This window comes from Brevundimonas sp. (assembly GCF_016463485.1).
Taxonomy (GTDB): Bacteria; Pseudomonadota; Alphaproteobacteria; order Caulobacterales; family Caulobacteraceae; genus Brevundimonas.
On the sequence record NZ_JAEMRD010000009.1, the window covers coordinates 1 to 26951 of the forward strand.

Below are 26951 nucleotides of genomic sequence, written 5' to 3' on the forward strand. Positions count from 1 at the left end.
CCCCAGGATGTCGTTCAGCGCCTCCCAGATCGGGGCCAGATAGGGATCGACCTTCTCGTTCAGGTCGCCGGGCAGGAAGCCCAGCTTCTCGCCCGCCTCGACCGCCGGTCGGGTGATGACCAACCGGTCCACCTGTCCGCGCCGCAGCAGGGACGCGCCGTATGCGGCGGCCAGAAAGGTCTTGCCCGTCCCCGCCGGCCCGACGCCGAAGCTCAGTTCGTGGTTGGCCAGGACGTCCAGATACCGCGCCTGCGCGTCGGTCTTGGGCACGATGGCGCCGCGCTTGCCGATCGGCAGCGCCATGGGGTCCACCCGTCGGCCACCGCCGGTGACGCCTGTGCGGGCCGTGCCGATGGCGGCGCGGACGTCGGCCTCATTCACCTCGGCGCGCTTTTCCGCGCGGTCGGCCAAGGCCTCGATCACCTGTTTGGCATTGGCCCGGTCGCGGGCGCCGCCGTTGATGGAGATGCCGCCGCCCGGGGCCTCGATCAGCACCTTGAACGCGTCCTCGATCAGGGCGACGTGGCGGCTGTTCGGCCCGATGACAGCCCGCAGGGCGTCGTCTTCCAATGCAAGAAATTCTGACTCTCTGGCCACTACGCCGCCTTCTGCTGGAGCAACCGCCCCGTCAAACTGTTCTGCTCGCCACTGGCGATCTGGACCGGAACGATCTGGCCGATCAGATGATCCGCGTCCTCGACGTGAACCGATTGCAGATAGGGCGAGCGGCCGATCGCCTGACGGCCGTGGCGGCCCTTCTTCTCGAACAGGACGTCCAGCGTCCGCCCGGCCTGGGTTGCGTTGAACGCCGCCTGCTGTTCCAGCAACAGGGCCTGGAGCGCGTGCAACCGCTTGAGCGCCACCTCGGCCGGGACCGGCGCGGCCATGGTCGAGGCAGGTGTGCCCGGCCGCGGCGAATACATGAAGGAGAAGGCCGAGGCATACTGGACCTGGCGGACCAGATCCATCGTGTCCTCGAAATCCCGGTCAGTCTCGCCAGGGAAGCCGACGATGAAGTCGCCCGAGATGGCCATGTCCGGCCGGGCCTCGCGGATACGCACGATCAGCTCGATGTATTTCGCGCGGCCGTGCTTCCGGTTCATCAGCCTCAGGATGCGATCCGAACCCGACTGCACGGGCAGGTGCAGATAGGGCATCAGGGCCGGGTTATGCGCATGGGCGGCGATCAGGTCGTCGGCCATATCGTTGGGATGGCTGGTCGTATAGCGGATGCGGTCGATGCCGGGGACGGTCGCCAGGGCCGTCGTCAACTGCGCCAGCGACCAGACCTCACCGTCCGGCCCTGGCCCGTCATAGGCGTTGACGTTCTGGCCCAGCAGGGTCAGCTCGCGCACGCCCTGCGCCGCCAGACCGCGGGCCTCGGCAAGGATATCGGCGGCCGGCCGCGACCATTCCGCGCCCCGGGTATAGGGCACCACGCAGAAGGTGCAGAACTTGTCGCAACCCTCCTGCACGGTCAGGAAGGCAGTCGGTCCGTTGACGCCGCGCACTTCGGGCATGGCGTCGAACTTGGCGTTGGGGGCGAAGTCGGCGCCGATCCGTTCGCCGCGCGCGCGGGCCGTCCGGGTCAGCAGTTCCGGCAACTGGTGATAGGCCTGTGGGCCGACGACCAGATCGACGGCCGGCTGGCGGCGCATGATCTCCTCGCCTTCCGCCTGGGCGACACAGCCGGCGACGGCGATGGTCATGGCCCCCCCGCCCGATGCCGCCTTGTCCTGCTTCATCAACTTCAGCTTGCCGAGCTCGGAATAGACCTTTTCGGCCGCCTTCTCGCGGATGTGGCAGGTGTTCAGGATGACGAAATCGGCCCCCTCGGGCGCATCGGTCGTCGCATAGCCGAGCGGGCGCAGGACGTCGGCCATGCGCTCGGAATCATAGACGTTCATCTGACAGCCGTAGGTCTTGATGAACAGGCGTTTGGGCTCGGGCGAAGCGACGGCGAGTTCGGCCGCGCGCTCCGTTGCCGGAACGAGAGTGTCGGTCATGGCCGGTTCTTAATCGGTTTGAGCCCCCGACGCCACGTTCGGGCGCGGTGACCCCGTCCGATCAGGACAGGGAGCCCGGATCGACGCGGGCCGCGTGGCGCTTGAACACCAGACCCTCGCGGGCCTCGGGCTCGGCGCCCTCGATGGCCTTGCCGTAGAGCTCCAGCTTGTGGCCGATCAGTTCGAAGCCCAGCCGACGGGCGATCTCGTCCTTGAGGCGCTCGATCTCGGCATCGAAGAACTCGATGACCTCGCCCGTGCGGGTGTCGATCAGATGGTCGTGGTGGTCCTCGCCGGCCTCTTCATATCGCGACCGGCCGTCGCCGAAATCGTGCTTCTCGACGACCCCGGCCTCCTCGAACAGGCGGACGGTACGATAGACGGTGGCGATGGAGATGTGCGGGTCGATCGACGAGGCGCGCCGATACAGTTCCTCGACGTCCGGATGATCCTCGGCGTTCGACAGGACGCGCGCGATCACGCGCCGCTGTTCGGTCATGCGCATGCCGCGGTCGGCGCAGAGTTTCTCGATACGGTCCATAGTACTCACGATAGGGCTGCGGGGGCGTCGTGGGAAGCGTCGCCACACAAGTTGAGAACGAGAATAAGTGCGTCGGTTCGTCCCTGAGGGGTTTCATAGTAGGCCCGCCGTCGGCCGGTCTCGACAAAGCCTGCGTCGGCGTACAGGCCCCGCGCCGCGACATTGTCCTCGGCCACCTCCAGAAACAGGCGTTCGGCACCCGCGCTGCGGGCCATGGCACCGCCCGCCTCGACCAGCCGCCGGGCCAGGCCGCGTCGCCTTGCGTCAGGGCGGACGGCCAGGGTCAGGATTTCGGCCTCGTCCAGCACGACCCGACACAGGATGAAGCCATCCGGTGCCGCGATGCCGAAGACGCCCGCCTGACTGATCAGGTCCGCGAGCGCCGCCGCATCCCAGGGATGGTCGAACGCCCCGGCATGAACGGCGGCCAGGTTTTCCGCGTCGGCCGGGCTCGCGAGACCCAGAGGCCCGTGATCGGCGGTCGACGCGGTCACGGCTGCGGTCGCGGCGGCCGCGCCTGACCGGGCAGGCGGGTCGGCGGCGTGGCGTCCGGCGCGCGCAGATAGAGCGGGCTGGGCGGATGATCTGCCGGATCGGCGACGAAGGTCAGGGCGGCGAGGGCCTCGGCCGCGGGATTGACGATCAAACCGGTTGCCTCTTGCGATGGCATTCGCTCAAGCGTCGCCGCTTGCTCGGCCGGCGTCGGCCAATGGCGCGGGAGTGCGTCAACGATCAGAGGCGCGCCGCTCCCGACCAGAGACCACGCAAAGTTGTCCTGAGGCATCACCAAAAGGGCGCACGCGGCGTCCACGCTCAAGGCCTGCGCAGGCTCGTCCGCCATGCCGTCGTGAAAGGTTTGCAGGTAGACCTGCCCGCGCCGCGCGTCGATCGTGGCGGCGACGCCCATGAAGCCTGTCGGCTCAGGGTGTTTCGACTGCGCCAGCGCTGCCAGCGTCGAGATCCCGACCACCGGAATATCCAGCGCCGCCCCCAGTCCCTGCGCAAAAGCCAGTCCGACGCGCAGACCGGTGAACGAGCCGGGCCCGACCGTCACACCGATCCGGTCCAGAGCCTCGAACCCCCCCAGCGCCTCGCCGGCATCGGCCACCACGTCGCGCACGAAGCCGCCGATGCGCTCGGAATGGCCCTTGATCATCGGCTCCGAGCGCACCGCCAGCGGGCGATCGTCCTCGAACACCCCGACGGTGCAGGCCCCCAGGGCGGTGTCGATGACCAGCAGCTTCATCGGCAGGATGTTTCCCTGAGAGTATCTCGCGCTCAAGCAGCGAGCGACCGCGTCGTGAGCGATAGCGCCCTGGCTTATGCCACCTGCTCCACCCGCGTCACCTCGGGCACATAGTGGCGCATCATCTGTTCGACGCCGGACTTCAGCGTCATGGCCGAGGACGGGCAGCCGGAACAGGCACCGCGCATCTTGAGCGTCAGGACGCCGGTCTCTTCGTCGAAGGCGTCGAACAGGATGTCGCCACCGTCCTGGGCCACCGCCGGACGGACCCGGCTGTCGAGCAGGGCCTTGATCTCGGCGACCACCTCGGAATCCTCGCTGTCAGCTGAAACCTCGGGCGCATCGCGCAGCATGGGCGCGCCGGACGTATAATGGTCCATGATGGCGGCCAGGATCGGTGCCTTCATCTCCGACCAGTCCAGCCCGTGTCCGGCCTTGGTCACGGCGATATAGTCGGTGCCGAAGAAGACGCCTGCGACGTCCTCCTGCTGGAACAGGGCCTCGGCCAAAGGAGAGGCCGTCGCCTGATCGACGTTCAGGAACTCGCGCGCGCCATGCGGGGCGACATCGCGCCCAGGCAGGAACTTGAGCACGTTCGGATTGGGCGTGGGTTCGGTCTGGATGAACATGGTCGGGAAATGCGCCTGCGCGCGGCGGATCGCAAGGGCGGGCGGGGTGACCCGAGACCTCGATCGGTGCTAGAGGCGCGCCCGTCCCCTCCCCGCCGGATTCGCCCCCAGGACTCGCTATGCCCGCAGCCCCCGACTTTCCGCCCGCTCCCGACGTCGTCAAACCCGTCCGCGCCCTGATCTCGCTGTCGGACAAGGCGGGGCTTGAGGATGCGGCGCGCGCGATGCACGAGGCCGGGGTCGAGCTGGTTTCGACCGGCGGCACCCGCGCGGCCATCGCGGGGTTCGGCCTGCCGGTGAAGGACGTCGCCGACCTGACCGGCTTCCCGGAGATGATGGACGGCCGGGTCAAGACCCTGCATCCCGTGGTCCACGGCGGCCTGCTGGGCGTGCGCGACGCGGCCGAGCACAAGGCGGCGATGGACGAACACGGCATCGGCCCGATCGATATCGTCTGGATCGACCTCTACCCGTTTGAATCGACCGTAGCCTCGGGTGCCGGTTTCGACGCCGTGATCGAGAATATCGACATCGGCGGCCCGGCCATGATCCGCTCGGGCTCCAAGAACCATGGCTATGTCGCCGTGGCCGTGGACGCCGCCTCGATCGGCGAGATCGTCGCCGCGCTGAAGGCCGACGGCTCGACCTCCCTGGCTCTGCGGAAACAACTGGCGGCCCGCGCCTTCGCCCGCACCGCCGCCTATGACGCCGCCGTCTCGGGCTGGTTCGCCGGTCAGCTGGAAGACGCAGCACCGGCCCGCAAATCCATCGCCGGCAGCCTCGCCCAGACCCTGCGTTACGGCGAGAACCCGCATCAGACCGGTGCCTTCTATCGTACCGGCGAAACCCGTCCGGGCGTCGCATACGCGACCCAGATCCAGGGCAAGGAACTGGGTTACAACAACATCGCCGACGCCGACGCCGCCTACGAGCTGGTCGCCGAGTTCGAGGCCCCGGCCTGTGTCATCGTCAAACATGCCAACCCCTGTGGCGTCGCGGTCGGCGCGGACTTGTCGCAAGCCTACGCCCGCGCCCTGGAGTGCGATGCGGTCTCGGCCTTCGGCGGGGTCATCGCCGTCAATCGCCCGCTGAACGCGGCGGACGCCCGGGCCATCACCGACATCTTCACCGAGGTCGTCATCGCCCCCGGCGCCGACGACGAGGCCAGGGCCGTCTTCGCCGCCAAGAAGAATCTGCGCCTGCTGATCACCGACGGCCTGCCCGACCCGCACGGGCTCGGCGAAGTTTTCCGCAGCGTCGCCGGTGGCTTCCTGGTCCAGTCGCGCGACCGCAGCCACATCACCGCTGCGGACCTGAAGATCGTCACCCGACGCCAGCCGACGCCTCAGGAGATCGAGGACATGCTGTTCGCCTTCACGATCGCCAAACACGTCAAATCCAACGCCATCGTCTATGCGAAGGACGGCCAGACGGCGGGTATCGGGGCGGGCCAGATGAACCGCCGCGACTCGGCCCGCATCGCCGCCATCCGCGCTCGCGAGGCCGGCGAGGCCAAGGGTCTGGCCCATTCGCTGGCGCAAGGGTCAGCCTGTGCGTCCGAGGCCTTCTTCCCCTTCGCCGACGGTCTGCTGGAAGCCGTGGCGGCCGGCGCGACCTCGGTGATCCAGCCAGGTGGTTCCATGCGCGACGCCGAGGTCATCGCCGCAGCAGACGCGCAGGGGATTGCTATGGCCTTCACCGGCGTGCGGGTTTTCCGGCACTGAGACAAGCTCGCTCCCGGCAGGGAGTAGCCGTGTTTACCGCTTCAGGCGCGCCGCATTGGCGACGGCGGTGCGGTGGATGGGCTTCAGGGCCTCGGACTGGGCCTTCAGCATCTCGGCGTTGAGGGTCAGCATCTGTGCCGCCGCACGGCTCCACCAGCCCAGCGCATAGTCATACTGGACGGCGGCGAAGGCCTGGGGGCTGGCCGATGTGGCCATGGCCGAGGCGGCCTTGCCCGCGCGGGCCATTTCGTCGGCCGCCGTGTGCGACAGACGCTCGGACAGGGCACCCAGGTTGCGGGTCAACGACGCCGCCGACTCGGCCATGGCCTCGGACTTCTCCGAGCTCATCAGCGCGATTTCCTTGAGGTCGGTCTTGCGGGGATCGGCGACGCCGGCGGCCAGGATCTCCAGGCGGGCGGCGATGACGTCCCCGGCCGCCTTCATCATCTCGCCGCCGGCCACCGCCGTGGCGGTCGCGGAGGAGGCATTCTTGCCCACGGCGCGGGTGTCGCGCAGGAAACGGTCGAGCTGGCTGGTTGCGGTCATGCGTCGTTCCTGAACCCCGTTCACTCAGGGCGCAAGCGGCGATGTCTCGGCGGCGAAGCCGGTGACGTCACGGATCAGGGCAGGGACAGCCGCGTCGATGATCCTCTGGCCCTTCTCGGGCGAGGCCTGGCCGGGGTCCGAGCCGATGCGGCCGTCGGGGAACCGGGCGCGATAGTCGAGCGCGGAGCGGATCGGCCCGTTCGGTGCGATCTGGGGTGAATAGGCGGCGGTCTTGATCCGGTCGGGATAGGCGGCCTGGGTCACGGCGATCTCGGACGGGGTGGCGTGCATGCCGTGACCGGTCGGGAAGATCGAGTTGCACAGGCCGTTGACGCCGGGCAGGTCCCACCAGTTGCGCAGCTTCAGGATGAAGGGCGCATCGTCGCCCCGGAACGAATGGGCCGCATAGATCTCGCTGAAGGTCGCCTCGATGGTGGCGACGTTTCCACCATGACCATTCAGGAAATAGATCCGCTCGAACCCGTGCCGGCTCAGCGACGCCACCCAGTCCGAGATCGCCGCCATGAAGGTCGAGGGCCGGTACGAGATGGTGCCGGCGAAGGCCAGGTGGTGCTGGGCCATGCCGATGTTGAAGGTCGGCGCGACAGTCAGGCTGTCGTTGCCCGCCTCCGCGGCATGGGCGATGATCTCGGGACACAGCCAGTCAGTGCCGAGCAGGCCGGTCGGCCCGTGCTGTTCGTTGGACCCGATCGGCACGATCACAGTCTTCGACAGGGGGGCACCCGCGTTCAGCCGCGCGGCGATCTCGGGCCAGGACGACAGATGGATCAGCATGGGAACTCCGAAATCAGGCCGAGGCGTTACAGGTTAGCCCGGCCTGCGGTCCGCCGGAACGGTGAAGCCGGTATCAGGGTGCGAAAGCTGTGACAAAGCGCCGGGCGGCTTCGGCTGCGCGCGCCTCAAGCGCGATCGGCGGGTGGGGCACGCCCAGCATCGCGCGCAGATGGCTGTGCCCCAGCACCATGCCGGTGAACATCTCTGCCGCCGAATCAGGATCGGGGATCGTCAGCACCCCCTTTCGGTCCTGAAGGACCAGCCATTCCGACAGGCGGTGCAACGATTCGCGAGGCCCACCGTCATAGATGGCCAGCGCAATCTCGGGCGCGGCAGGAGACATCAGGGCGACGCCGCGTAGCCCCTCCCCCCGGTCCGTCCTCAACAGCTTTTCCAGCAGGGTGAGCGCCAGGGCGGTCAGGATGGCGACGGGTGCACCATCGGTCCGCAGCGGCGCCGTGATGTCGTCCGCGCGCCGGCCGGCGAGGGCCCGCGCCAGCTCCACCTTGGAGGCGAAGCGGTTGTAGAGGGTCTGTTTCGACACCCCGGCCCGGCGCGCGATCTCCTCCATCGAGACGGTGACGCCACGCTCGGAGAACAGGGCCAGGGCGGCGTCCAGAATGGCCTCGCGTTTTCTCTGATCGATCTGTCCGGCGACGCGGGGCATCTCAGTGCGCCTCCATCGGCGGGGCGGCGGGATCGACCTTCACCGGCCTGGCCAGCAGAGTCACGCAGGCCGCGATGGCGCACCCGATCCCCAGAACCGCAAAGGCGTCGCCGAACGCCAGCGTCGTCGCCTGTTGGTGGAGGATGCCGTACATGGCCTTCATGGCGGCCCCCTCAGGGTCGATCGATCCGCCCAGTCGCTCGGTCAGGCCGGCCAGCATCTCCTGCATCCCGCTGTTGGCCTGGCTGATGCCGCTGGTCAGCTCGCCCATGTGGGCTGCCGTATTGGTCGTCAGCGAGGTGTTCAGAAAGGCCAGTCCAAAGGCCCCGCCGACGTTGCGGAACAGGTTGACCAGCCCCGAGGCACCCTTGACCATCGATGGCGGCAGAGTGGACATCGTCACCTGCTGGGACGCGATCATGGCGATCATGGATCCGGCACCGCGCATCGCCTGCACCCCGGCGAACTGCCAGAATCCCCACTCGTCGGTGACGACGCGGGCATCCCACATTCCCCAGGCGCACAGCATGAAACCGCCGAACATCAGGATCCGTGGATCGACCTTGCGCACCAGTCTTCCGGCGAACGGCGCGGTCGCGAACATGGCCAGGCCCGTCACCAGCATCGTGGTCCCGATCTCCGATGGCGAGTAATGCCGCACCCGCCCCAGGAAGACCGGCAACAGGAAGGTGCCGCCGAACAGGGCCACCCCGACCATGAAGGTCATCACGACGCCGACCGTGAAGTTGCGGTTCAGGAAGGCACGCAACTCGACGATCGGATTGTAGTAGACCAGGGTACGCCAGATGAAGGCGGGTCCGCTGACCGCGGCGACCACCGTGAGCAACAGGATCAGGTCGTCGGCGAACCAGTCGTTCTTTGAGCCTTCCTCAAGCACGAATTGCAGGCTCATCAGGAAGGCCGCCATCAGCCCCAGGCCCCACCAGTCGAACCCGGACTTCAGGGAGGGATCGCCCTTGTCGAACCGGGCATAGCGCCAGACCAGGAACAGCGACAGCATCCCGGGCACGACGTTGATGAAGAACAACCAGCGCCAGCTCAGGGCCTCGGTCAGATGTCCTCCCAGTGTTGGCCCGACCGTCGGGGCCAGAGTCACGATCAGGCCCATGACCACGCTGGCCGTGATCCGCTTTTCCGGCGGGAAGGCGGTGAAGACGACGGCGAACACCGTGGGAATCATGGCTCCGCCCACGAAACCCTGCAAGGCGCGGAACGGGATCATCACCTCGATCGAGGTCGCCAGCCCGGTCGCCACGCTCATGATCAGGAAGCCGGCACAGGAAATCAGGAACACATTCCGGGTTCCCCACAGTCGCGACAGGTATCCCGACAGGGGGATCATCACGACCTCGGGGATCAGGTAGGCGGTCTGGATCCAGCTGATCTGGTCGGCGGAGGCACCCAGGCCGGCCTGGATCTGGGGCAGGGACGAGGCGACGATCTGGATGTCCAGGATGGCCATGAACTGGCCGATCACCATCCCGGCAAAGCCGAGCAGCAGGAAGGTCCAGTTGATCGCGGGCCGGGCGGGCGGTGCCCCCACGCCGCCCGTTGTCGCCGTCGCCCCGCCGGCGGGGGCTGCGGCGGCGGCGGCAGTCATTGCCTTGAGCCGGACGGGGTCGCGTCGGCCAGCCGGGTCTGGCCCAAGGCGGCCTCGGCGAACGAAGCACCGCCCTGGCTCTTCAGATCCACCTTGACCTCGACCGACAGGCCGGGCCGGAGGGCGGCTCCACCCGCCGCGCGATCGACGACGATGCGGACGGGCACCCGCTGGGTGATCTTGGTGAAATTGCCGGTGGCGTTCTCGACCGGGATCAGAGCGAACTCCGACCCCGTGGCCGGGGCGAAGCTGTCGATACGGCCGGTGATATGCTGGCCCGGAAAGGCGTCGGCACCGATCTCGACGGTCTGGCCCAGACGCAGCCGTCCCAACTGGGTCTCCTTGAAGTTGGCGACCACATAGACGTCACCCAGGGGTACGATCGACAATAGCTGCCCGCCGGTGCGGACATACTGGCCGGGACGCACGCCGCGCGCGCCGACGACCCCGGCCGTGGCGGCCCGGATGACGGTACGGTCCAGATTGGTGCGAGCCACCTCGACCTGGGCGCGGGCCTGTTCCACGGCGGCGAGCGACTGTTGCCGCGTCGAGCCGAGCACGGCGGCGGTGCGCTGTTCGGCGACAAGGGCCGCCTGGGCCTGGGCCACGGTGGCGGCGGCCGAGGTGGCACCGGCCTGCTCAGTCTGGATACGTTGTTGCGAAACCCAGCCTTGTTCCGCCAGCTTGCCGTAACGATCGACCTGGGCGCGGGCCAGACCCGCCTGGGCCTGGGCCTGGGTGACGCCGGCGGCGCGCGACGCGATCAGGGCCTGCTCCTGGGCCGCACGGGCATCGACGTTGTCCACGGCGGACAACAGGGCGGCCAGGTTGGCCTCGGCCTGAGCCAGCTGGGCGCGTGCGTCGGAATCGTCCAGCCGGACCAGGATCTGGCCGGGCTCGACCCGCTGGTTGTCGCTGACCAGGACCTCGGTGACATAGCCGTTGATCTGGGGGCTGACGATGGTGGTGTCGGCCTGGACGAAGGCATTGTCGGTCGCCTCCCACCGCTGCTTGCCCTGCCACCAGAAGAACCCGCCGATGACAAGGATGATGAAGACCACGCCCGCCGCGATCAGGGGCAAACGCTTCTTGAGGGCAGGAGAGACGGCCATGGGGCAACTCGATCAGACTGGACGCGCGGCGTTCGGGGAGGAAACGGTCCCGGGGAGGACGATCGCAAAAATAGACCCAATCGTCTAAAAATCAATGCGTCGCGAAGAAGACTCGTGAACACGTCATGTTTCCGGCTATTCCAGCCTTGTGACCGCCTCCTCCGCGCCCTTGCCGTTCAACGCCGACATCGTGGTGATCGGTGCCGGTGCCGCAGGGTTGGGGGCTGCGCGTCGGTTGGCGGGGACAGGGCTTTCGGTCGTGGTTCTGGAGGCGCGTGACCGGATCGGTGGCCGGGCTCACACGATCGACCATCGCCAGATCCGGCACCGCGGCGGCAGCGAGGTCATGGCGCTGGATCTCGGATGCGGCTGGCTCCATTCGGCCGACGAGAACCTGCTCGCGGAGATGGGCCGCGACGCCGGCTTCACGATCGACGAGACCCCGCCGCCCTGGCGTCGACAGACCTTCAACCTGGGCCTGACGCCTGCAGAACAGTCGGCGTTCGGGGCGGCGTTCGAGGCCTTCGACGACCGCATCGCCCAGGCCGCCGCAAGGGGCGAGGACGGCCCGGCCTCGGATCAGTTCGCATCCCCCGACAGCGACGAGGCCCGCTGGAACGCCCGGATGGACGCCGTCTCCGGGGCCCTGAACGGGGCCAGGTTCGCCGAGGTCTCGACCCTCGACTACGACGCCTACCGCGATACCGGCGTCAACTGGCGGGTCCGCGAGGGCTACGGTCGGCTGGTCGCCTCGCTTGGCTGCGACGCCCCGGTCGTGCTGGATTGCCCCGTCACCCGCATCGACCGCTCCGGCGCGCCTCTGCGGATCGTGACGCCGCGCGGCACCGTCCTGGCCCGCGCCGTGATCCTGACCGTGCCCACCAGCCTGATCGGCGGCGAGACGATCCGCATCGAGCCACCGGTCCCGGCCCTGATCGAGGCGGCGCTCGGCGCTCCCCTCGGGTTGGCGTCCAAGCTTCACATGACGGTCGAGACGCCTGAGGACTTTCCCGCCGACAGCCAGTTGTGGGGCCGCACCGACACGGCCCAGACGGGCGGCTATCACCTGCGTCCGTTCGGCCGTCCCATGATCGAGGGCTATTTCGGCGGCGACCTGGCCTGGGGGCTGGAAGGCGAGGGCGAGGCCGCCTTCTTCGACTTCGCGGCCACCGAACTGTCGAACCTGCTGGGCTCCAGCTTCCGCCGCCGTCTCGCCCCGATCGCCACATCGATGTGGGGCGCGGAAAACTGGTCGCGTGGGGCCTATTCCCACTGCCTGCCGGGTCAGGCCGACGCGCGTCGCAGGCTCAAGCAACCGATCGAGGACCGCATCTTCGTCGCCGGTGAGGCCACCGCCGAAGCCTTCTACGGCACCGCTCACGGGGCCTGGGAGGAAGGCACGCGGGCCGCCGTCGATGCCCTGGTCTCGCTCGGCATCGACCCGCGCGAGACCGGCGGATACGACGAGGCATGAAGCCGCCCAAGTCCGCACCGCGCGGCCGGAAAGCCGCGCCTGCGCCTTTGAAACGCCCCGCCGTCATGACGGGCGCGGTCATTCCGACCTGGGGATGGCCGCCCGACGAGGATCGGGTGGATCAGATCTTCGAGCGGCTGGCCCGCGTCATGCCGGAACCCCGGACCGAGCTGACCTTCCATAGTCCCTACACCCTGGTCGTCGCCGTCGCCCTGTCGGCCCAGGCGACGGACGTCTCGGTCAACAAGGCCACCGACCGGCTGTTCGCTGTCGCCGACACGCCGCAGAAGATGCTGGCCCTGGGCGAGGAGGGGCTGATCCCCTTCATCGCGTCGATCGGCCTGTACCGCGGCAAGGCGCGCAACGTGATCGCCCTGAGCCGGATCGTCATGGACGACTACGGCGGCGAGGTTCCCCTGACCCGCGAGGCCTTGCAGACCCTGCCCGGCGTGGGGCGAAAGACCGCCAGTGTCGTCCTGAACGAACTGGGCATCGAGGCCGCCATTGCGGTCGACACCCACGTGTTTCGCGTCTCGCACCGCCTGGGTCTGGCCAATGCCGCGACGCCCGACAACGTCGAGGCCCAGCTGTTCAAGGTCGTGCCCGAGACCTTCCTGCCCAAGGCTCACCACTGGCTGATCCTCCACGGCCGCTACACCTGCACGGCGCGCAAGCCCAACTGCGGCGGCTGCCTGATTTCCGACCTGTGCCCCTCCCGCGCCGGGCTGATGGCCGCGGGCGAGGCGAAGGCCTGATCCTTCTTCCACAAGGGGAGAAGGGAGGCGTTTCTCAGTCCTCGGCCAGGACGATCACCCGGTCCTCGGGCAGGTATTCCAGCACCTCGGACTTGGACGGATTGACCACGACCCCACCCATGTTCCGGCCGTCGTCGTCGCCGTCCACGCGCTTCCTGCGATAGCCGATGGCCGTCTCGCCCCGCTGCCGGGCCGCCTCGGCGATCGTGTAGAAGCTGAGCGGCAGGGCCAGGTCCACATAGTCGCCGACCGGGCGCATGTAGATTTCCGATCCGTCCTCGTCCAGCAGATCGTCGAAGATCGACGACAGGTATTCGTTCTCCGACGCCTGAGCCAGCATCAGGCTGACCAGTTTGTTGGACACCACGAAATCGTCGGCGCGGGTGACCTCGGCCAGCTCGCGGTTCCGGATATCGATCATCTCCGACACCACCGAGATGTGCTCGCCGAGCCGTTCGGACAGTTTCCTGAGGTGCAGAAGGGTGATCAGCGTCCGCGTATCGGCCGACTGGGCCTCCATGTGATCCGAATAGCCCAGCACCATGACCGAGTCGTAGGACAGGGGGTCCAGCCCCTCCAGTGACGCCGCGTGGCTGGTGTCGATCCGCTTGGCCTCGAGCTTCATGTTCTTCGATCCCATCGGCATCGACAGGATCTCGGATTCGAAATCGGGGATGTCGCCGGCGACCGTCAGGACCGAACCCGGCTTGACGTATTTCGATAGCTCATGGGCAATCATCGGCCCGCGACGGTTCCAGCCGATGATCAGGGTCCGTTCGGCAGTCCGGCGCACAGCCTTGCGCGTCTTGATGGCGGTGGGCTCGACGGCACCGTCGGGCATGGGGGTCAATCTGATGGCCTCATCGTCCTCGGCGATGATGATGGCGCGGGTTCCCGCGACGATGACCTGATCCATCGGCGGGTTCATCTTCACCCGCCCGTCGGGATAGCGTAGGCCGATCAGGGCCGAATCCTCATAGCCCATGACCGCGTCGCCATAGGTGACGCCGACCAGTTCCTCGAGCTCGGTCGTGTAGATCTCGCAGCCGTCGAAATCGAGCAGTTCGGAATAGACGGCCGACAGCCCCGCCTGACGCGACGACTGGACCACGATGCGCGAGATCAGGTCGTCGGCCAGGACCAGTTGCACCTCGTCGCCGCCGACGATGCGGGCGACCTCGGCATTCTTGGCGTCACGCAGTTCGGCCGCGATCCGATAGCGTTCGTCGCGGCGCTTGGGATCGTTGGTCAGGGCCAGGACGGTCTTGATGACCTGGCTGTCGGGATCGTCGGCCCCCTCGGGCGACACCACGATGATCGAGCGGCAGGTCTGTGCGTTGATCAGCGACAGGTCAAACAGGTCGGTCGGATCGCCCGAACGGCAGATGATGCGGGTGTTCTTGAGCTCCGGCACCTTGTCGGCGATCTCGTCCTCCATCTCGACCTTGTCCTTGTTGGCCATGATGACGATGCGCGGCTTCTTGCGGCTCTCGTTGGCGACGACCAGCTCGGAGATGATGTCGAAGATCGACGGCGACCAGTTCAGGATCACCGTGTGATCCGCCTCCAGCACCCGCGACCGCCCCTTGCGCAGGGCCTCAAGCGCCGAATCCAGACCCGCCGAGATGATGGAAATCAGGGCCGAGAAGACCAGGATCCCCATCAGGGTCACGAACAGAGTCAGGAACCGGAACGGCCAGCCCGAGTCACCGCCCATGGTGCCGGCGTCCATCGTCCGCATCAGCGACTGCCATGCCGCCTCAAAGAAGTTGAACCCGCCGTCGGGCCCAAGCCGCGTCAGGGCCAGCATCGTGGCGGCGAACAGGATGACGATGAAGGTCACCAGCGACAGCCAGCCGACCAGGGCGATCGGCCCGGCGGCCATCGACTTGTCGAACTCGTACTTGAGCTTTTCCGCCAGGCTGGCCTCGCCGACCTGCTGGCCCTTGGTGGTGTTCGGTTTCGGCGCGGCCGCGCCCTTGGACGCGGCGCGAGCCGCGTTCGCACGAGTCAGTGATCCCATGATACGTTTTACTGTTTCCCCGCCGCGCATTCCCCCGCGCGACGTCGTGATGTCCGCCGATCCCCCTGACCGGCGATCTCGGCCCGATGCGCGAAGCGTCGAAGGCGTTGAACCGCGTTATGAATACGCCCAAGCCGGACGCTTTAGAAAGCGCAGATTTCGGACTATGACGGCGCAAAGACACCGTGCGGAAACCGGGCGACAGACATGCGATACCTTCACACCATGGTCCGGGTGGCCGACCTGGACGCCGCCCTGCATTTCTGGCGCGACCTGCTGGGTCTGGTCGAGACCCGCCGGATCGACAACGAAAAAGGCCGGTTCACCCTGGTCTTCCTGTCCGCCGACGCCGATGTGCTGCGCAGCCAGGCCGAGCGGTCGCCCGAGGTCGAGCTGACTTACAACTGGGATCCGGAGACCTATTCCGGCGGCCGCAACTTCGGCCACCTGGCCTATAGGGTCGACGACATTCACGCCGCCTGTCAGCGACTGATGGACGGCGGCGTGGCCATCAACCGCCCGCCCCGGGACGGTCACATGGCCTTCGTCCGCTCGCCCGACGGCATCTCGATCGAACTGCTTCAGGAGGGTGAGGCACTGGAACCGGTCGAGCCCTGGATCTCGATGCCGAACACGGGCGCATGGTGATGCGGGGCGCCGTCTGTGCCGTTGTGGCCGGGATGGCCGGCCTCGCCGCCGCCTGCGCCTCCACGACCGAGAGCAATCCGGGACGGACGGCGACCGAACAGCTGCTGATCGCCCGCGCCGCCGACCGGGCGGTCGAGGGGCTGACCCTGCCGGTGCCGCGCGGCAAGTCGGTCTTCGTCGACGACGCCTATTTCCGCTCCGAGAACGCTCCCTATGCGGTCAGCGCGGTTCGCCAGGCCCTGTCGGAAGCCGGCTATGCCCTGGCAGAAAAGCGCGAGACGGCAGAGGTGGTGTTCGAGATGCGCGCCGGGGCTCTGTCGCTGGAACAGATGCGCCGTGTCGTCGGCCTGCCGCCGCTGGCCGTACCGATCAACGAGAGCTTCAACGTCGTCTCCCTGCCGGAACTGTCGCTCTACAGCCGCCGCGACCGGGTCGGCGTCGCGGAGTTCACGGGCTTCGTCTACGACGCCAGGACCGGCGCGCCTCTGGGTGCCGTCGCCCCGATGATCGGCCAGTTCCGCATCCGCAGCCACAAGGTGCTGATGGTCATCGCCTGGGGCCAGCAGTCCGTCGATCCCGGCGAACGCGACCCCGGCGACAGCTGGCGTCAGTTCTGACCACTGATGGGCCAGACGAGGCCGGACGGCCATGATACTGTAGGGAAGGAATGGTGGACGCGACAGGGATTGAACCTGTGACCCCCTCGATGTCAACGAGGCGCTCTCCCGCCCGCGACCAGAAAGTGACACTGTGGCCAATCTTACAACCGGCTGGATCATGCCAAGCCCAAATTCAATTTCTTGACCGACGAATGCCATCAAATTCAATGACCTAAGCGGTCAGCCCCGAGAATCAGTTGATCGTGGAAGCTATAACGACGGTGGAAAGCTGAGCCCCCATCCGCAACCGTGACCGCCGTCATTTGCGCGCTCGTTCCATCTGGTTTCACCCTTTTAACTCTGTTGCTGGCTAGTTTCTGGCTAGCAGCACACACAGAGGCGTGGGCGTTCCGAACGGGTGCCGACGATCAATCGCCTGACTGAATGTCCGAGAAGCGCCATGAGCGGACATTGGCATGCCGCCGGACTCCGGACATTCAGCTGGGCCTGTCGATGTCAGATACTGAGATCGCCTCGTAGCCCAACAACCGAGACCGCACAGCCCTCAGCATAACTTCAGCTCGGATTGGCCGCTCTACAGATTTTATGGGCACTGACACAGTTTGAAATTCAGGCGTTAGGCGCACACGTCCTCACCTAGCAGGGTTCTTGCGACGGTCTCCCAGAGAGGAGGCGCATGGCCTCCATCTTAGGAGGAGGCTGTCATGAACATGGTCCTGAAGCGGGGCTCGCACGAATACAAGGTTCTGCGTAATGCGGACATCGCCAATGATCGCTACGTCGGCCTGATCGACGGCAAGATCATCATCGAAGCCGACACGCCGGAGGGTGTCTTGGCATCGTTGATCCGAGCAACGGCTTCGCAGTCAGGCGGCAGCAGGATCAGCGAACAGGTCGGCATCGACCCCTTGGGTGAGGTCGGGCACGGGGGGCGTGCAGATCGTCAGTAGCGTGCCGTCATCACGTCGAACCTTTCCGTTCAACCGCAGCAGGTCCTTGTTGTCGAAGGTGTGCATCTCGCTGACGTTTTCCAGCACGGCTACGGCGAGATGTAGGGCGTCCTGGGGCTTCTTGAGGCCATCGGCCATATGTAATCTGAACAGGTCTCGCGCCTTCACGCCCACGTCCCAGTCCGCAACGACCGTGGTCACCCAGTCCTGGGCCAGCAGGTTGGCGAACGGGTCTTGATCGCTGGCGGCCATGGCGACCCATTCGTCACCACACTTCATCTTTACGACTTCGGCCAAGGCGATGGTGGAAGTCATGATCTGGCGTCGCCCTTCACCGGCTAGGCGGACGACGTATCGGGTGGCGGGGAACTTGTCCGGCTCCTGCGCAATGTGGCCGATCCACACGCATGAATCCCAGTAGACGATAGGCGGACTAGGCAAGGTTACCGTCCCGGAAGCGATCCGTGTAGTCAGTCGAGTCCATCCCGCTGGCGAAAGAGCGATCGAACAGTTCGGTGTCGGAGACCGAGCCGGGCCGGACGTGCACGATCTTCTCGGCCGTCATGCCCGAGACCTTCCCGCCGTTGCTGTATTCAATCCAACCCCGAATTCTGACGCGCGCGTTCTGCCATATGTCTCGCAGTGACGTTTCGGCAGCAAACTGGTTCTGGAGGTCTTCTGGGATGCGGCACCAGATGATGCGGCCCCGGACGCGCTCCTTCAGCTTGAGCGCCGGCTGGCGCCTAAACTGGCCCGCATCGACGAGGTAGCCCTCCAAGGTCCCCCGAGCGCGCTTCGGCGACACGGCGGGGGTCGCAGCTTTCAATACCTCAAGGCCTAAGCGGGCGCTGGTCGGCGTCACGTTCAGCGATACAAACCCATCATCCTCGGGCTCGATCGACGTCAGCCCCACGCCGTTGAGGTTGCGGGCGAGAAACCGCTTTAGAACGATACTGTCGAGTTGAGGCGCCTCGTCTCCGTCCAGGGCATCGGACAGTCCTTGGTAGGCTTCGAACGTAGCCAGATCGGCCGATGCGAAGATAGCGGGACCCGTGCCGGGAAGCGTTACGATCTCACCCGTCGCGGTGAATGGGCTGTTGGTAGACGCAGCCACCAGCTTCCAGTCGTAGCCCGTGGCGTTCTCGCCACGCAGCAGTTCGAATGCGTCGGCGATTTGCAGCATCGCGTCGTGCACGGTCAGAAAGTCGGGGTGATCCGACGATGGCTTGACCGTGATCTTGATCCTGCGTGGCACTGCCGTCGCCCCTGCTGCCGGAGGACATTCACCCTCAGCGCCCCCCAATGCAAGCTATTGGCCGGCCCTGGTTAAGGTCGTCCTACATTGGGCTAGTGCTTGAGGTTGTTGCCGCCCTTGCCGCGACCGGTGTCGAGACGCTGATACTCGCCCAAACAGATTTTGCAGACGGCGACGTCGTCCGGCATAAAGTCGTAGGCGAGGTTCTGAGCGGCGTCGAAGGTTTCACACTGAAACTTATGCGAGTCGCCCCTCTTGCTCTGCCGGCCAGGGGTGTCGCGGAGATGCACGCAGGACGTCCGGTGAATCTTGGCGTATTTCTGGTGCAAGCTGACCATGACGGTGTATTCGCCCGGCTGTCCGTCGCGGGGGCCTTTGAGGCGGATGACGTTCTCATCGACCGTCGGCGCTTCCGCTGCTACCGCGCCGGCGCGCCGAGCCGCCCTCAGGGCCTCCGCCCTCTCATCGACGAGGTCCATGAAATTGTCCCAGGTCCAGATGTCGTCATCGATGCCGGACTTCATCGCCGGCGTCGTCTTGATCGTCGTGTGGATGCGCTGGAAGTTGTAGTGGTAAATATAAAGCGCCAGAGCCCGTTTCAGGTTGATCAGCGTTTTCGAATGGAGCGCTGACTTCCGCGCGAACCGGCCCAGATTCTGACGCAGCTTTTGGAAGAAGCTTTCGATGTGGTTGGTTGTGATCCAGTCTTCGTCTGGCACCCCGCTGCGAACGACGGGAGGGTGCATCTCGCGCTTGGGACGCTTTTTCTGCCGGTAGGGCATTTTGACGCCGGTGTATTCCTCGACGACCAGTTGCTGCTCGTTGTCGTCCTGCTTCTTCACCGTTGCGTAGTCGATGTCGTCGCCAAACTCAGACGCGACAGCCTCGTAGTAGGCGCGGTGGGAGTCAGTCGTGAGTTGGATGCGACCAGCGCATCGCGCTTTCAGGTCCGCAATGAACAGCTTCGCGTCCGCGTTGCCACGACCGCCGACATGCCACGCAACGATCAGTTTGCTCACGGGGTCGATCGCTATCCAAACCCAGAAAACACCCTGACCCTTGGGCGCGCGCATCTGGTTCCTGAGCAGCGTCATGCCCCGGATGCCAACGAATGAGAACATCTCGTCGGCCTCGACATACCGGACGGGGAGATCGCGCATCTTCTGGTCGAGGAAGTCGATAGCGGTGTCACCGGCATCAGCGAGAAGCTTCAGCACGGTCACTTGGCTCGGACGGCCAGACTGTCCCGTGTTGCCGTCCTTAGTCCGCGCCAGAGCATTGATGCCCTGGCGTTCCATCATATCCCGAAGGATCGCGGACCTCTTGCTGGTGCTAAGTCGGTTGACCATCGACAAGCGTATGCGCCAGCCATCAAAATGAGCCGTGAAATTCTCTACCGGGTCAACATTGATCATATGCAGAGGCTAGTTCAGTTCCTCATTGCTGATTGTTGCGGGGGGCAGCCCGGCCTGGGCCAGCCGATGATTGCGAAGTTTATCCCATCAGGGTCCTGACGCCGAGGATGTCGTCATCTGTCCCGACCGCCTCCTTGTGGCGCTAGCTTATCAGACGACCTGTCGAGAACTACGGCCTGGGTAACGGCCTTATGGCGATGAGGATGTATGACTATGTCAGCCCGCGCCGCGAAGAGGCCGGCTGATCCGATCAGACACAGAAGACCTATCCCACCCGCGACCATGCGGCTGCCCCGGTCCGTTGGTCCCATCACAAAGCAGACAGCGCCGACGCCACCCATGATCACGGCGTAGCCGAGGTAGAGCGGCACCTTGTGCGAGCCGAAGAGGATGAAGGCGAAGCAGAAGGCAACGCCGCCCGCGACGACGCTGGCTACAGCGGCAACCGTGACGTCCACGGTCAGGTTCGGCGGCGGTGGAGGCTTCTGCCGCGACCGTCTGGTCTTCGGGCGGCCCTCCTTCCAGCGCAGGTCGCGTCCCCGGATGGTAAGCCGCTTCCCGGCCACCGTCAGGGCCTGACGCCAGGAGCCGGAACATCCTCGTGTCGGGCCAACAGGATTCTCATCCTTGTGATCTCGGCCTCCTGAGCCGCGATGATTTCCCGAGCAAGGCTTTGGACGTCCGCTCCCTCACCGTGCTCGATGGCGACCTTCGCCATGGCGACGGCCCCATCATGGTGCGCGATCATGCCCCGGAGGAAGTCGATGTCGGCATCCCCCGTGTAGGCGATTGCCATGTTCCGGTGCATCCGGTCGTTTGCTTCGCGATAGGCCTGCGTAGAGGGCGCATCCGCGGTCGGCGCGGCTTGGGGGTCATGAGTGCCGGCATGCTGAACTTGTGACGTGGTGGCCGCATCCGATGTGGGGCGAGCCCGTCCTGACAGCATGCCAAAGGCGAAGGCCGACAACGCGAGGAACACGGCGATGGCGGTTGCCCATCCGATGCGTTTCATGAGGACTTCCCCTTAGGGGCCGGGCTTGTGCCAACGTCGGCCCTGCCATTCGATGCGCCGACGCGGCGGGTGGGGTCGCGATAGCCCAGGAGCCGGAGCGCGTTGAATACGACCAGAAGGGTCGAGCCTTCGTGCATCGCCACCGCAGGCCCGATGCCAAGTCCTAAGATGGTTGCGGGCACAAGGAAGGCGACCACCCCCAGGCTGACAACCAGGTTTTGCATGATGATGCCGCGTGTCCTGCGGCTCAGCCCAACCGCGAACGGCAGTTGCGAGAGATCGTCGGACATCAGGGCGACGTCGGCGGTCTCCAGAGCGACATCGGAGCCAGCCGCGCCCATGGCGATGCCTACAGTCGCCGTGGCCATTGCGGGGGCGTCGTTCACGCCGTCCCCAACCATCGCGATCTTACCGTCAGCGCGAAGGCGTTTGATGGCCTCGACCTTGTCCTCGGGCATGAGGTCTCCCCAGGCTTCGGTCAGGCCGACCTGGCTGGCGATGGCCTGAGCCGCTTTCTGATGGTCTCCCGAGATCATGATCATCCGAGAGACACCCAGCCCACGCAGGGCATCGAGCGTCGTGCGGGCTGCGGCCCGTGGCGTATCGAGCAGTCCGATCACGCCGAGATCGCGCTCACCCCGGCGGACGACCATCAGGGTTCGGCCCTCCAGCCGCAGGCGGGTAACGGCCGCTTCCGCCTCGTTGGTGAGCGATGCGATCCCGTCCACGCCGAACATCTCCGGCTTGCCGATCCATACCTGCCCACCATCATATTGGGCCGTCACGCCCTTCCCGGTCAGGCTCTTCAGGTCAGAAGCCGCTGCGACCACCACGCCGTCAAGGCGCTTCAGGCCGTCACGCGTTATCGCCTCCGCCAGAGGGTGATCGCTCAGCCGCTCGACCGCGACGGCGGTTGTCAGAAGGTCGAGTTCCTTCGCGCCGCCTACCGGCACGATGTCTGTGATCCGGGGCCGTCCCTCTGTCAGGGTGCCGGTCTTGTCGAACGCTATGGCGTTGAGCGATCCCAGGTTCTCAAGGGGGGCTCCGCCCTTGATCAGGACGCCGGCTCGGGCCGCACGAGCGACACCGGAGAGAACTGCGCTTGGCGTGGCGATGGCGAGGGCGCACGGGCTGGCCGCTACCAGGACCGCCATGGCCCGATAGAAGCTGTCGCGGAACGGCTCATCGACCACGACCCAGGCGAAGAGCAGGATGAAGGCCAGGCCAAGAACCACCGGCACGAAGATCCGCTCGAAGAGGTCGGTAAAGCGCTGGGTAGGGGACTTCTGGGTTTCGGCCTCGCTCACCATACGGACGACCTTCGCCAAGGTCGTGTCAGTGGATTTGCGCGTCGCCTCGATCTCGATCGATCCGGACCCGTTGATCGTCCCCGCGAAGACGATCGAGGCAGATGCGATCTGCGCGGGTCGCGCGCGGGCGGCCTCGGCATCGGTCACCGGTTGTTTGTCGACAGGCATGCTCTCGCCAGTCACCGGGGCCTGGTTGATGCTGGTCGCACCGACCACGACAAAGCCGTCCGCAGGCAGCCGTTCGTTCGGTCGAACCACGATCGTGTCGCCGACCGCGACCTCTTCGACCGGCACTTCTACAACCTCGTCGCCGCGACGGACGTGGGCGGTGCGAGGCGCGAGATCGGCCAGGGCCTCGATCGCGCGTTTAGCGCGCCCCATGGCGTAATGTTCTAGAGCGTGGCCGATGCTGAACAGGACGAGGAGCAACGCCCCTTCCGCCCAAGCACCGAGCGCCGCTGCACCGGCGGCGGCCACGAGCATCAGGGTGTCGATCTCGAATCGCCTGTTGCGGAGGTTGTCGAAGGCCTCGCGCACCGTGAAGAACCCGCCGAAGGCATAGGCGACCACATAGAGCGCGATAGGCAGCCAGGCCGGGATGCCGGCGACAAGCTTTTCAAGCCCGAAGCCCAGGGCCAGCGCGGCGCCGCTCGCCAGCGCGAAGATCACCTCGGTGTTCGGCCCAAGCATGCCTCCATGCGCATGGGGGTCGGCTCCGGCCTTCTCGCTGGCATGATCGTGGCCATCACCGGTTCGATGGTCAGTAGCGGACGAACTCATCGGATCGCCTCCTCGTTGTTTCCGGCGCGAGCCGCGTTGCGGAGAATTTCGACACCACCCTTGATCGCGAGCGCCGCGACCAGCAGTCCGACCACGAGGTCTGGCCAAGCCTGGTCGAGCCACAGCACAAGCCCGCCAGCGACGAGAATGCCGCCGTTTGCGGCGAAGTCGTTCAGGCTGAAGGTTTCGGCGGCCTCCATGTTGACGTCGTCGGAGGTGACCCGCTTCAGCAGTAGCAGGCAGATCAGGTTCACGATCGCCGCGATCATGGCTAGACCCATCATGGTCCAGCCGACGGGCTCCGCGCCGAAGTACCAGCGCCGGCCGACGTCGATGACGACGCCGACGGCGAAGAGGAGCAGCAACACACCGGACAGACGGGCTGCACCTTGTTTCCAGGACAAGGCACGACCCACGGCCAGGAAGCTGATCAGGTAGACGACCGAGTCCGCGCCGTTATCGACCGCGTTCGCCAAGAGGGCGCTGGAGTCGGCAAGAATGCCGCCGGCCCCCAAGCCTACGAACAAGAGCGCGTTGAGCACCAGAACCAGCAGCAGCGTCTGTCGCTGCTGCTGGTCGCTGAAGGCGTCGCCGGTCAATCGTCCATCCCTTCCGACGACCTGTGCTTGACGGCCCTGGCCGCGAAGGTCGGCAGGACAAGCAAGGTGAGGATGGTCGCCGTCAGAAGACCTCCGATCACCACTGTCGCCAGCGGCTTCTGGACCTCGGCCCCGGCTCCATGCGCCAGCGCCATAGGGACGAAGCCGACGATGGCGACCATTGCGGTCGTCAGCACGGCGCGCAGGCGGCTGGCGGCACCCTCGATGGCGGCGTCGTAGGGCTTGAGGCCCGCTGTCAACCGCTCTCGGATCGCCTGCATCAGGACCAGGCCGTTCAGGGTCGCCACGCCCGAGACGGCGATGAAGCCCACCGCCGCAGAGACCGAGAAGGGCATCCCGCGCAGAAGCAGCGCCAGCGCGCCGCCGACCAGAGCCAGAGGCACGCAGGCGAACACCAGGCCCGCCTCCGCGAACGACCCCAGCGCCAGGAACAACAGCACGCCGATCAGCACGAAGACGATCGGGATGACGAGACCGAAGCGCTGCACCGCCCGCTCAAGGTTCTCGAACTGGCCGCCCCATTTCAGATAAACGCCCGCCGGCAGGTCGATCTTCGAGACCTGGCTCTGGGCGTCAGTGACGAAACCGCCGAGATCGCGACCGCGAACATTGGCCTGAACCACCATGCGGCGACTGCCGTTCTCGCGACTGATCTGGTTCGGGCCTTCACCGACCTGAATGCGCGCGACCGAGGACAGCGGCACGATGACCCCCGTGTCGGAGACGATCGGCAAGGCTGCCAGAGACGCCGGATCGTTGCGGGCGTCGTCGGGTAGCCGCACGACGACGTCGAAGCGTCGGTCGCCCTCGAAGATGCGCCCGGCCTCGGCGCCGCCGACGCCGGCCGAAACCGCCTCACTGACATCCGCAGCGGACAGGCCGTAGCTGGCGGCGGCGATGCGATCGACACTGACCGTCAGGGTCGGCAGGCCAGAAGCCTGCTCGACCCGAACGTCCGCCGAACCGGTCGTCGCCCTGAGCGAAGTCGCGACCTGATCCGCGACCCGCTGAAGCGTGTCGAAGTCATCGCCATAGACCATTACGGCGAGATCGGTGCGGACGCCCGAGATCAGTTCGTTGAACCGCAGTTCGATCGGCTGGCTGAACTCGAAGTTGTTGCCGATCTGAAGCGCCGCGACGCCCTCGATCCGCTCGATCAGAGCCTCCTTCTCCAGGCTCGGATCAGGCCAGTCCTTGCGGTCTTTTAGCACGATGACGCTGTCGGAGATGTTCGGCGGCATCGGGTCCACCGCCGCCTCCGCCGTGCCGGTGCGCGAGAACATCGTCTCCACCTCGGGCTGGGCCTTGATGGCGCGCTCAAGGGCCATCTGCATGGCGAGGGATTGCTCCAGCGAGGCCGATGGCACACGCAACGCCTGCATGGCGATGTCGCCCTCATCGAGCGTGGGAATGAACTCCCGGCCCAGCGACATGAAGGAGACCGCGCCGATGGCGAGGGTCGCCACCGCCGAGATCAGCACGATCTTGGGCCGCGAGACCGCTGCCTGGATCGCCGGCTGGATGAACCGACGGGCGAACCGCAGAATCCAGGTCTCGTGTTCGACCGCCTGACCGTCCGGACCGACGTGAACCGACTTGGGATCACGCACGAGCAGGGCTGTCATCGCGGGCACGAAGGTGAAGGAGAAGATGAAGGCGCCAATCAGAGCCAGCATGACGGTCGCGCCCATGGGCTGGAACGTCTTGCCCTCAACACCTTCCAGCATCAGCAGCGGGGCGAACACCAGAAGGATAATCAACTGTCCGAAGGCGGCCGGCTTGACCATCTGGCGAGCCGACTGAATGGCCACGTCCAGTCGCTCATGGCGGGTCAGCATCCGCCCCAGAGCGGCCCGGCGCTGGGTCAGCATCAGCAGAGTGTTCTCGATCACCACCACTGCGCCATCGACCATCAGACCGAAATCGAGGGCGCCCAGGCTCATGAGGTTCCCGCTGATGCCGAACCGGTTCATGCCGATGACGGCGAACAGGAAGGACAACGGGATCATCAGGGCCGTGATGCTCGCCGCTCGGATGTTGCCCAGCAGCAGGAAGAGAACGACGATGACCAGCAGCGCGCCTTCGGCCAGGTTCCGGGCGACCGTCGAGATGGTCGAGTTGACCAGTTCGCTCCGGTTCAGCACCGGCACGGCGACGACGCCGGGCGGCAAACTGTCGTCCACGACCGACAGCCGTTCGGCGGCGGCTTGAGCCACGGTGCGGCTGTTGCCGCCCGCGATCATCAGCGCCGTGCCCAGCACAGCCTCGTGCCCGTCGCGGCTGGCGCCGCCCAAACGCGGAGCCTGACCGATCTCGACCGTGGCGACGTCAGCGACCCGAACAACCAGGCCGCCGCGATTGACGACGGGCGCCTGGGCCAGATCGTCGATCGTCAGCGCCAGGGCATCGGTGCGCACGACGAGGGCTTCGCCCGCGCGTTGGATGTAGCCCGCACCCGCCTGGGTATTGGCGCGCTCGACCGCCTCGACCAGATCGTTGAGTCCGAGCCCATAGGCGGCCAGTTGCGAGGCATTGGGTCGGACGGCGTATTCCTTGACGTAGCCGCCGACCGTATCGACCCCGGCAAGACCGGTGGTGGTTCGCATCTGGGGCGCGATGATCCAGTCCTGAACCGTGCGCAGATAGGTGGCGCGCTGTTCGGCGGTCGTCAGTCGGTCGCCTTCAGGGGTCAGATAGGCCCCGCCGGCCTGCCAGCCCGGTTGGCCGGGCTTGGACAGGTTCTCGGTGTTGAAGGGCACATAGTCGACCGTCCACATCAGGACCTCGCCGAGGCCCGTCGTGATCGGTGACAGGCCCGGTTCCACGCCCTCGGGAAGCCCTTCCGACGCGGCCGCCAGCCGTTCAGCGACCTGCTGACGGGCGAAATAGATGTCGGTCTGGTCAGTGAAGATCGCTGTGATTTGGCTGAAGCCGTTGCGCGATAGCGACCGCGTGCTGGTCAGTCCTGGTATGCCGGCCAGGGCCGTCTCCAGTGGATAGGTGACCTGACGCTCGATCTGTTCGGGAGCCAAGGCGGGGGCGACCGTGGTGATCTGCACCTGACGGTTGGTGATGTCGGGGACGGCGTCGATCGGCAGTTTGGTCAGTTCGAACAGACCCAGCGCCGCGACGAGGCTGACGGCAAGGACGATGAACCAGCGGAACCTAACGGACGCCGTGATGATGGATGTAAACATGATTG

General features: G+C 66.2%; 24 protein-coding genes. 5 read left to right on the top strand and 19 right to left on the bottom strand.

Translation table 11 applies throughout. From position 1 onward, the window contains the following. From JHC99_RS02790 to JHC99_RS02815, 6 genes are all read right to left on the bottom strand, one after another. Positions 1–597, bottom strand: a 597-nt coding sequence (locus tag JHC99_RS02790; RefSeq protein ID WP_292151947.1) for a PhoH family protein, incomplete at its 3' end; no start/stop codon positions are given. Then, a complete protein-coding gene (gene miaB, locus JHC99_RS02795) occupies positions 597–2006 on the bottom strand; it encodes a tRNA (N6-isopentenyl adenosine(37)-C2)-methylthiotransferase MiaB (RefSeq protein WP_292151948.1) in 1410 nt (469 codons plus the stop codon). The genes JHC99_RS02790 and miaB, both read right to left, overlap by 1 nt. Before the next feature lie 61 nt (positions 2007–2067). Then, complete coding sequence (locus JHC99_RS02800; RefSeq protein WP_292151985.1) at positions 2068–2547, bottom strand: Fur family transcriptional regulator; 480 nt, start codon at positions 2545–2547, stop codon at positions 2068–2070. 5 nt (positions 2548–2552) lie between these two features. After that, entirely contained in the window at positions 2553–3041 is a 489-nt protein-coding gene (locus JHC99_RS02805) for a GNAT family N-acetyltransferase (RefSeq protein ID WP_292151949.1), read from the bottom strand. Beyond that, the gene (gene tsaB / locus JHC99_RS02810; RefSeq protein WP_292151950.1) at positions 3038–3793 is read right to left on the bottom strand and encodes a tRNA (adenosine(37)-N6)-threonylcarbamoyltransferase complex dimerization subunit type 1 TsaB; all 756 of its coding nucleotides are present in this window, start codon (positions 3791–3793) and stop codon (positions 3038–3040) included. Before tsaB ends, JHC99_RS02805 begins: the two co-directional genes overlap by 4 nt. 74 nt (positions 3794–3867) lie before the next feature. Then, positions 3868–4422, bottom strand: a complete 555-nt coding sequence (locus JHC99_RS02815) for a NifU family protein (protein WP_292151951.1) — start codon at positions 4420–4422, stop codon at positions 3868–3870. Positions 4423–4541: 119 nt separating this feature from the next. Here JHC99_RS02815 and purH point away from each other — a divergent pair, with 119 nt between their 5' ends. Continuing rightward, positions 4542–6146: a bifunctional phosphoribosylaminoimidazolecarboxamide formyltransferase/IMP cyclohydrolase gene (gene purH, locus JHC99_RS02820; RefSeq protein ID WP_292151952.1), complete on the top strand. Its 1605-nt coding sequence runs from the start codon at positions 4542–4544 to the stop codon at positions 6144–6146. A gap of 33 nt (positions 6147–6179) precedes the next feature. Here the strand turns inward: purH and JHC99_RS02825 are convergent, their stop codons facing one another. The 5 genes from JHC99_RS02825 to JHC99_RS02845 all read right to left on the bottom strand — a co-directional run bounded on the left by JHC99_RS02825 (position 6180) and on the right by JHC99_RS02845 (position 10887). After that, positions 6180–6692: a phasin family protein gene (locus JHC99_RS02825; RefSeq protein WP_292151953.1), complete on the bottom strand. Its 513-nt coding sequence runs from the start codon at positions 6690–6692 to the stop codon at positions 6180–6182. A 24-nt stretch (positions 6693–6716) separates the two neighbouring features. Further along, entirely contained in the window at positions 6717–7487 is a 771-nt protein-coding gene (locus JHC99_RS02830) for a creatininase family protein (protein WP_292151954.1), read from the bottom strand. Positions 7488–7560: 73 nt separating this feature from the next. Continuing rightward, positions 7561–8154, bottom strand: coding sequence for a TetR/AcrR family transcriptional regulator (locus JHC99_RS02835; RefSeq protein WP_292151955.1), 594 nt, complete (start codon positions 8152–8154; stop codon positions 7561–7563). Between the two features lies 1 nt (position 8155). Beyond that, positions 8156–9775 carry a DHA2 family efflux MFS transporter permease subunit gene (locus JHC99_RS02840; protein ID WP_292151956.1) on the bottom strand — a complete coding sequence of 540 codons (1620 nt, stop codon included), beginning with the start codon at positions 9773–9775 and terminating at the stop codon, positions 8156–8158. After that, on the bottom strand, positions 9772–10887 hold the full coding sequence (locus tag JHC99_RS02845) for an HlyD family secretion protein (RefSeq protein WP_292151957.1): 1116 nt from the start codon (positions 10885–10887) through the stop codon (positions 9772–9774). The genes JHC99_RS02840 and JHC99_RS02845 overlap by 4 nt, the downstream gene beginning before the upstream one ends. Before the next feature lie 148 nt (positions 10888–11035). Between JHC99_RS02845 and JHC99_RS02850 the strand changes: the two genes are divergently transcribed. Together JHC99_RS02850 and nth are read left to right on the top strand one after the other, a co-directional pair. Then, complete coding sequence (locus JHC99_RS02850) at positions 11036–12361, top strand: NAD(P)/FAD-dependent oxidoreductase (protein ID WP_292151958.1); 1326 nt, start codon at positions 11036–11038, stop codon at positions 12359–12361. A 65-nt stretch (positions 12362–12426) separates the two neighbouring features. Further along, on the top strand, positions 12427–13116 hold the full coding sequence (nth, locus tag JHC99_RS02855; protein ID WP_292151986.1) for an endonuclease III: 690 nt from the start codon (positions 12427–12429) through the stop codon (positions 13114–13116). Between the two features lie 34 nt (positions 13117–13150). Here the strand turns inward: nth and JHC99_RS02860 are convergent, their stop codons facing one another. Beyond that, positions 13151–15139 (bottom strand): hypothetical protein, encoded by a 1989-nt coding sequence (locus JHC99_RS02860; protein ID WP_292151959.1) that lies wholly within the window; start codon positions 15137–15139, stop codon positions 13151–13153. Between the two features lie 207 nt (positions 15140–15346). On the opposite strand from JHC99_RS02860, the gene JHC99_RS02865 reads away from it, so the two are divergent. Then, a complete protein-coding gene (locus JHC99_RS02865; RefSeq protein WP_292151960.1) occupies positions 15347–15787 on the top strand; it encodes a VOC family protein in 441 nt (146 codons plus the stop codon). Continuing rightward, a complete protein-coding gene (locus JHC99_RS02870) occupies positions 15781–16404 on the top strand; it encodes a DUF6655 family protein (protein WP_292151961.1) in 624 nt (207 codons plus the stop codon). Before JHC99_RS02865 ends, JHC99_RS02870 begins: the two co-directional genes overlap by 7 nt. A gap of 869 nt (positions 16405–17273) precedes the next feature. On the opposite strand, the gene JHC99_RS02875 is transcribed toward JHC99_RS02870, so the two are convergent. The 7 genes from JHC99_RS02875 to JHC99_RS02905 form a co-directional block, all read right to left on the bottom strand. Beyond that, positions 17274–17798 (bottom strand): PIN domain-containing protein, encoded by a 525-nt coding sequence (locus tag JHC99_RS02875; protein WP_292151962.1) that lies wholly within the window; start codon positions 17796–17798, stop codon positions 17274–17276. Next, positions 17791–18612: a hypothetical protein gene (locus tag JHC99_RS02880; protein ID WP_292151963.1), complete on the bottom strand. Its 822-nt coding sequence runs from the start codon at positions 18610–18612 to the stop codon at positions 17791–17793. The genes JHC99_RS02875 and JHC99_RS02880 overlap by 8 nt, the downstream gene beginning before the upstream one ends. A gap of 92 nt (positions 18613–18704) precedes the next feature. Then, a complete protein-coding gene (locus JHC99_RS02885) occupies positions 18705–20027 on the bottom strand; it encodes a hypothetical protein (RefSeq protein WP_292151964.1) in 1323 nt (440 codons plus the stop codon). 568 nt (positions 20028–20595) lie between these two features. Next, positions 20596–21039, bottom strand: a complete 444-nt coding sequence (locus tag JHC99_RS02890) for a DUF305 domain-containing protein (RefSeq protein WP_292151965.1) — start codon at positions 21037–21039, stop codon at positions 20596–20598. After that, positions 21036–23129, bottom strand: a complete 2094-nt coding sequence (locus tag JHC99_RS02895) for a heavy metal translocating P-type ATPase (RefSeq protein WP_292151966.1) — start codon at positions 23127–23129, stop codon at positions 21036–21038. Before JHC99_RS02895 ends, JHC99_RS02890 begins: the two co-directional genes overlap by 4 nt. Continuing rightward, positions 23126–23728: a cation transporter gene (locus JHC99_RS02900; RefSeq protein ID WP_292151967.1), complete on the bottom strand. Its 603-nt coding sequence runs from the start codon at positions 23726–23728 to the stop codon at positions 23126–23128. Before JHC99_RS02900 ends, JHC99_RS02895 begins: the two co-directional genes overlap by 4 nt. Further along, a complete protein-coding gene (locus JHC99_RS02905; RefSeq protein ID WP_292151968.1) occupies positions 23725–26946 on the bottom strand; it encodes a CusA/CzcA family heavy metal efflux RND transporter in 3222 nt (1073 codons plus the stop codon). The genes JHC99_RS02900 and JHC99_RS02905 overlap by 4 nt, the downstream gene beginning before the upstream one ends. Positions 26947–26951: the final 5 nt, after the last annotated feature.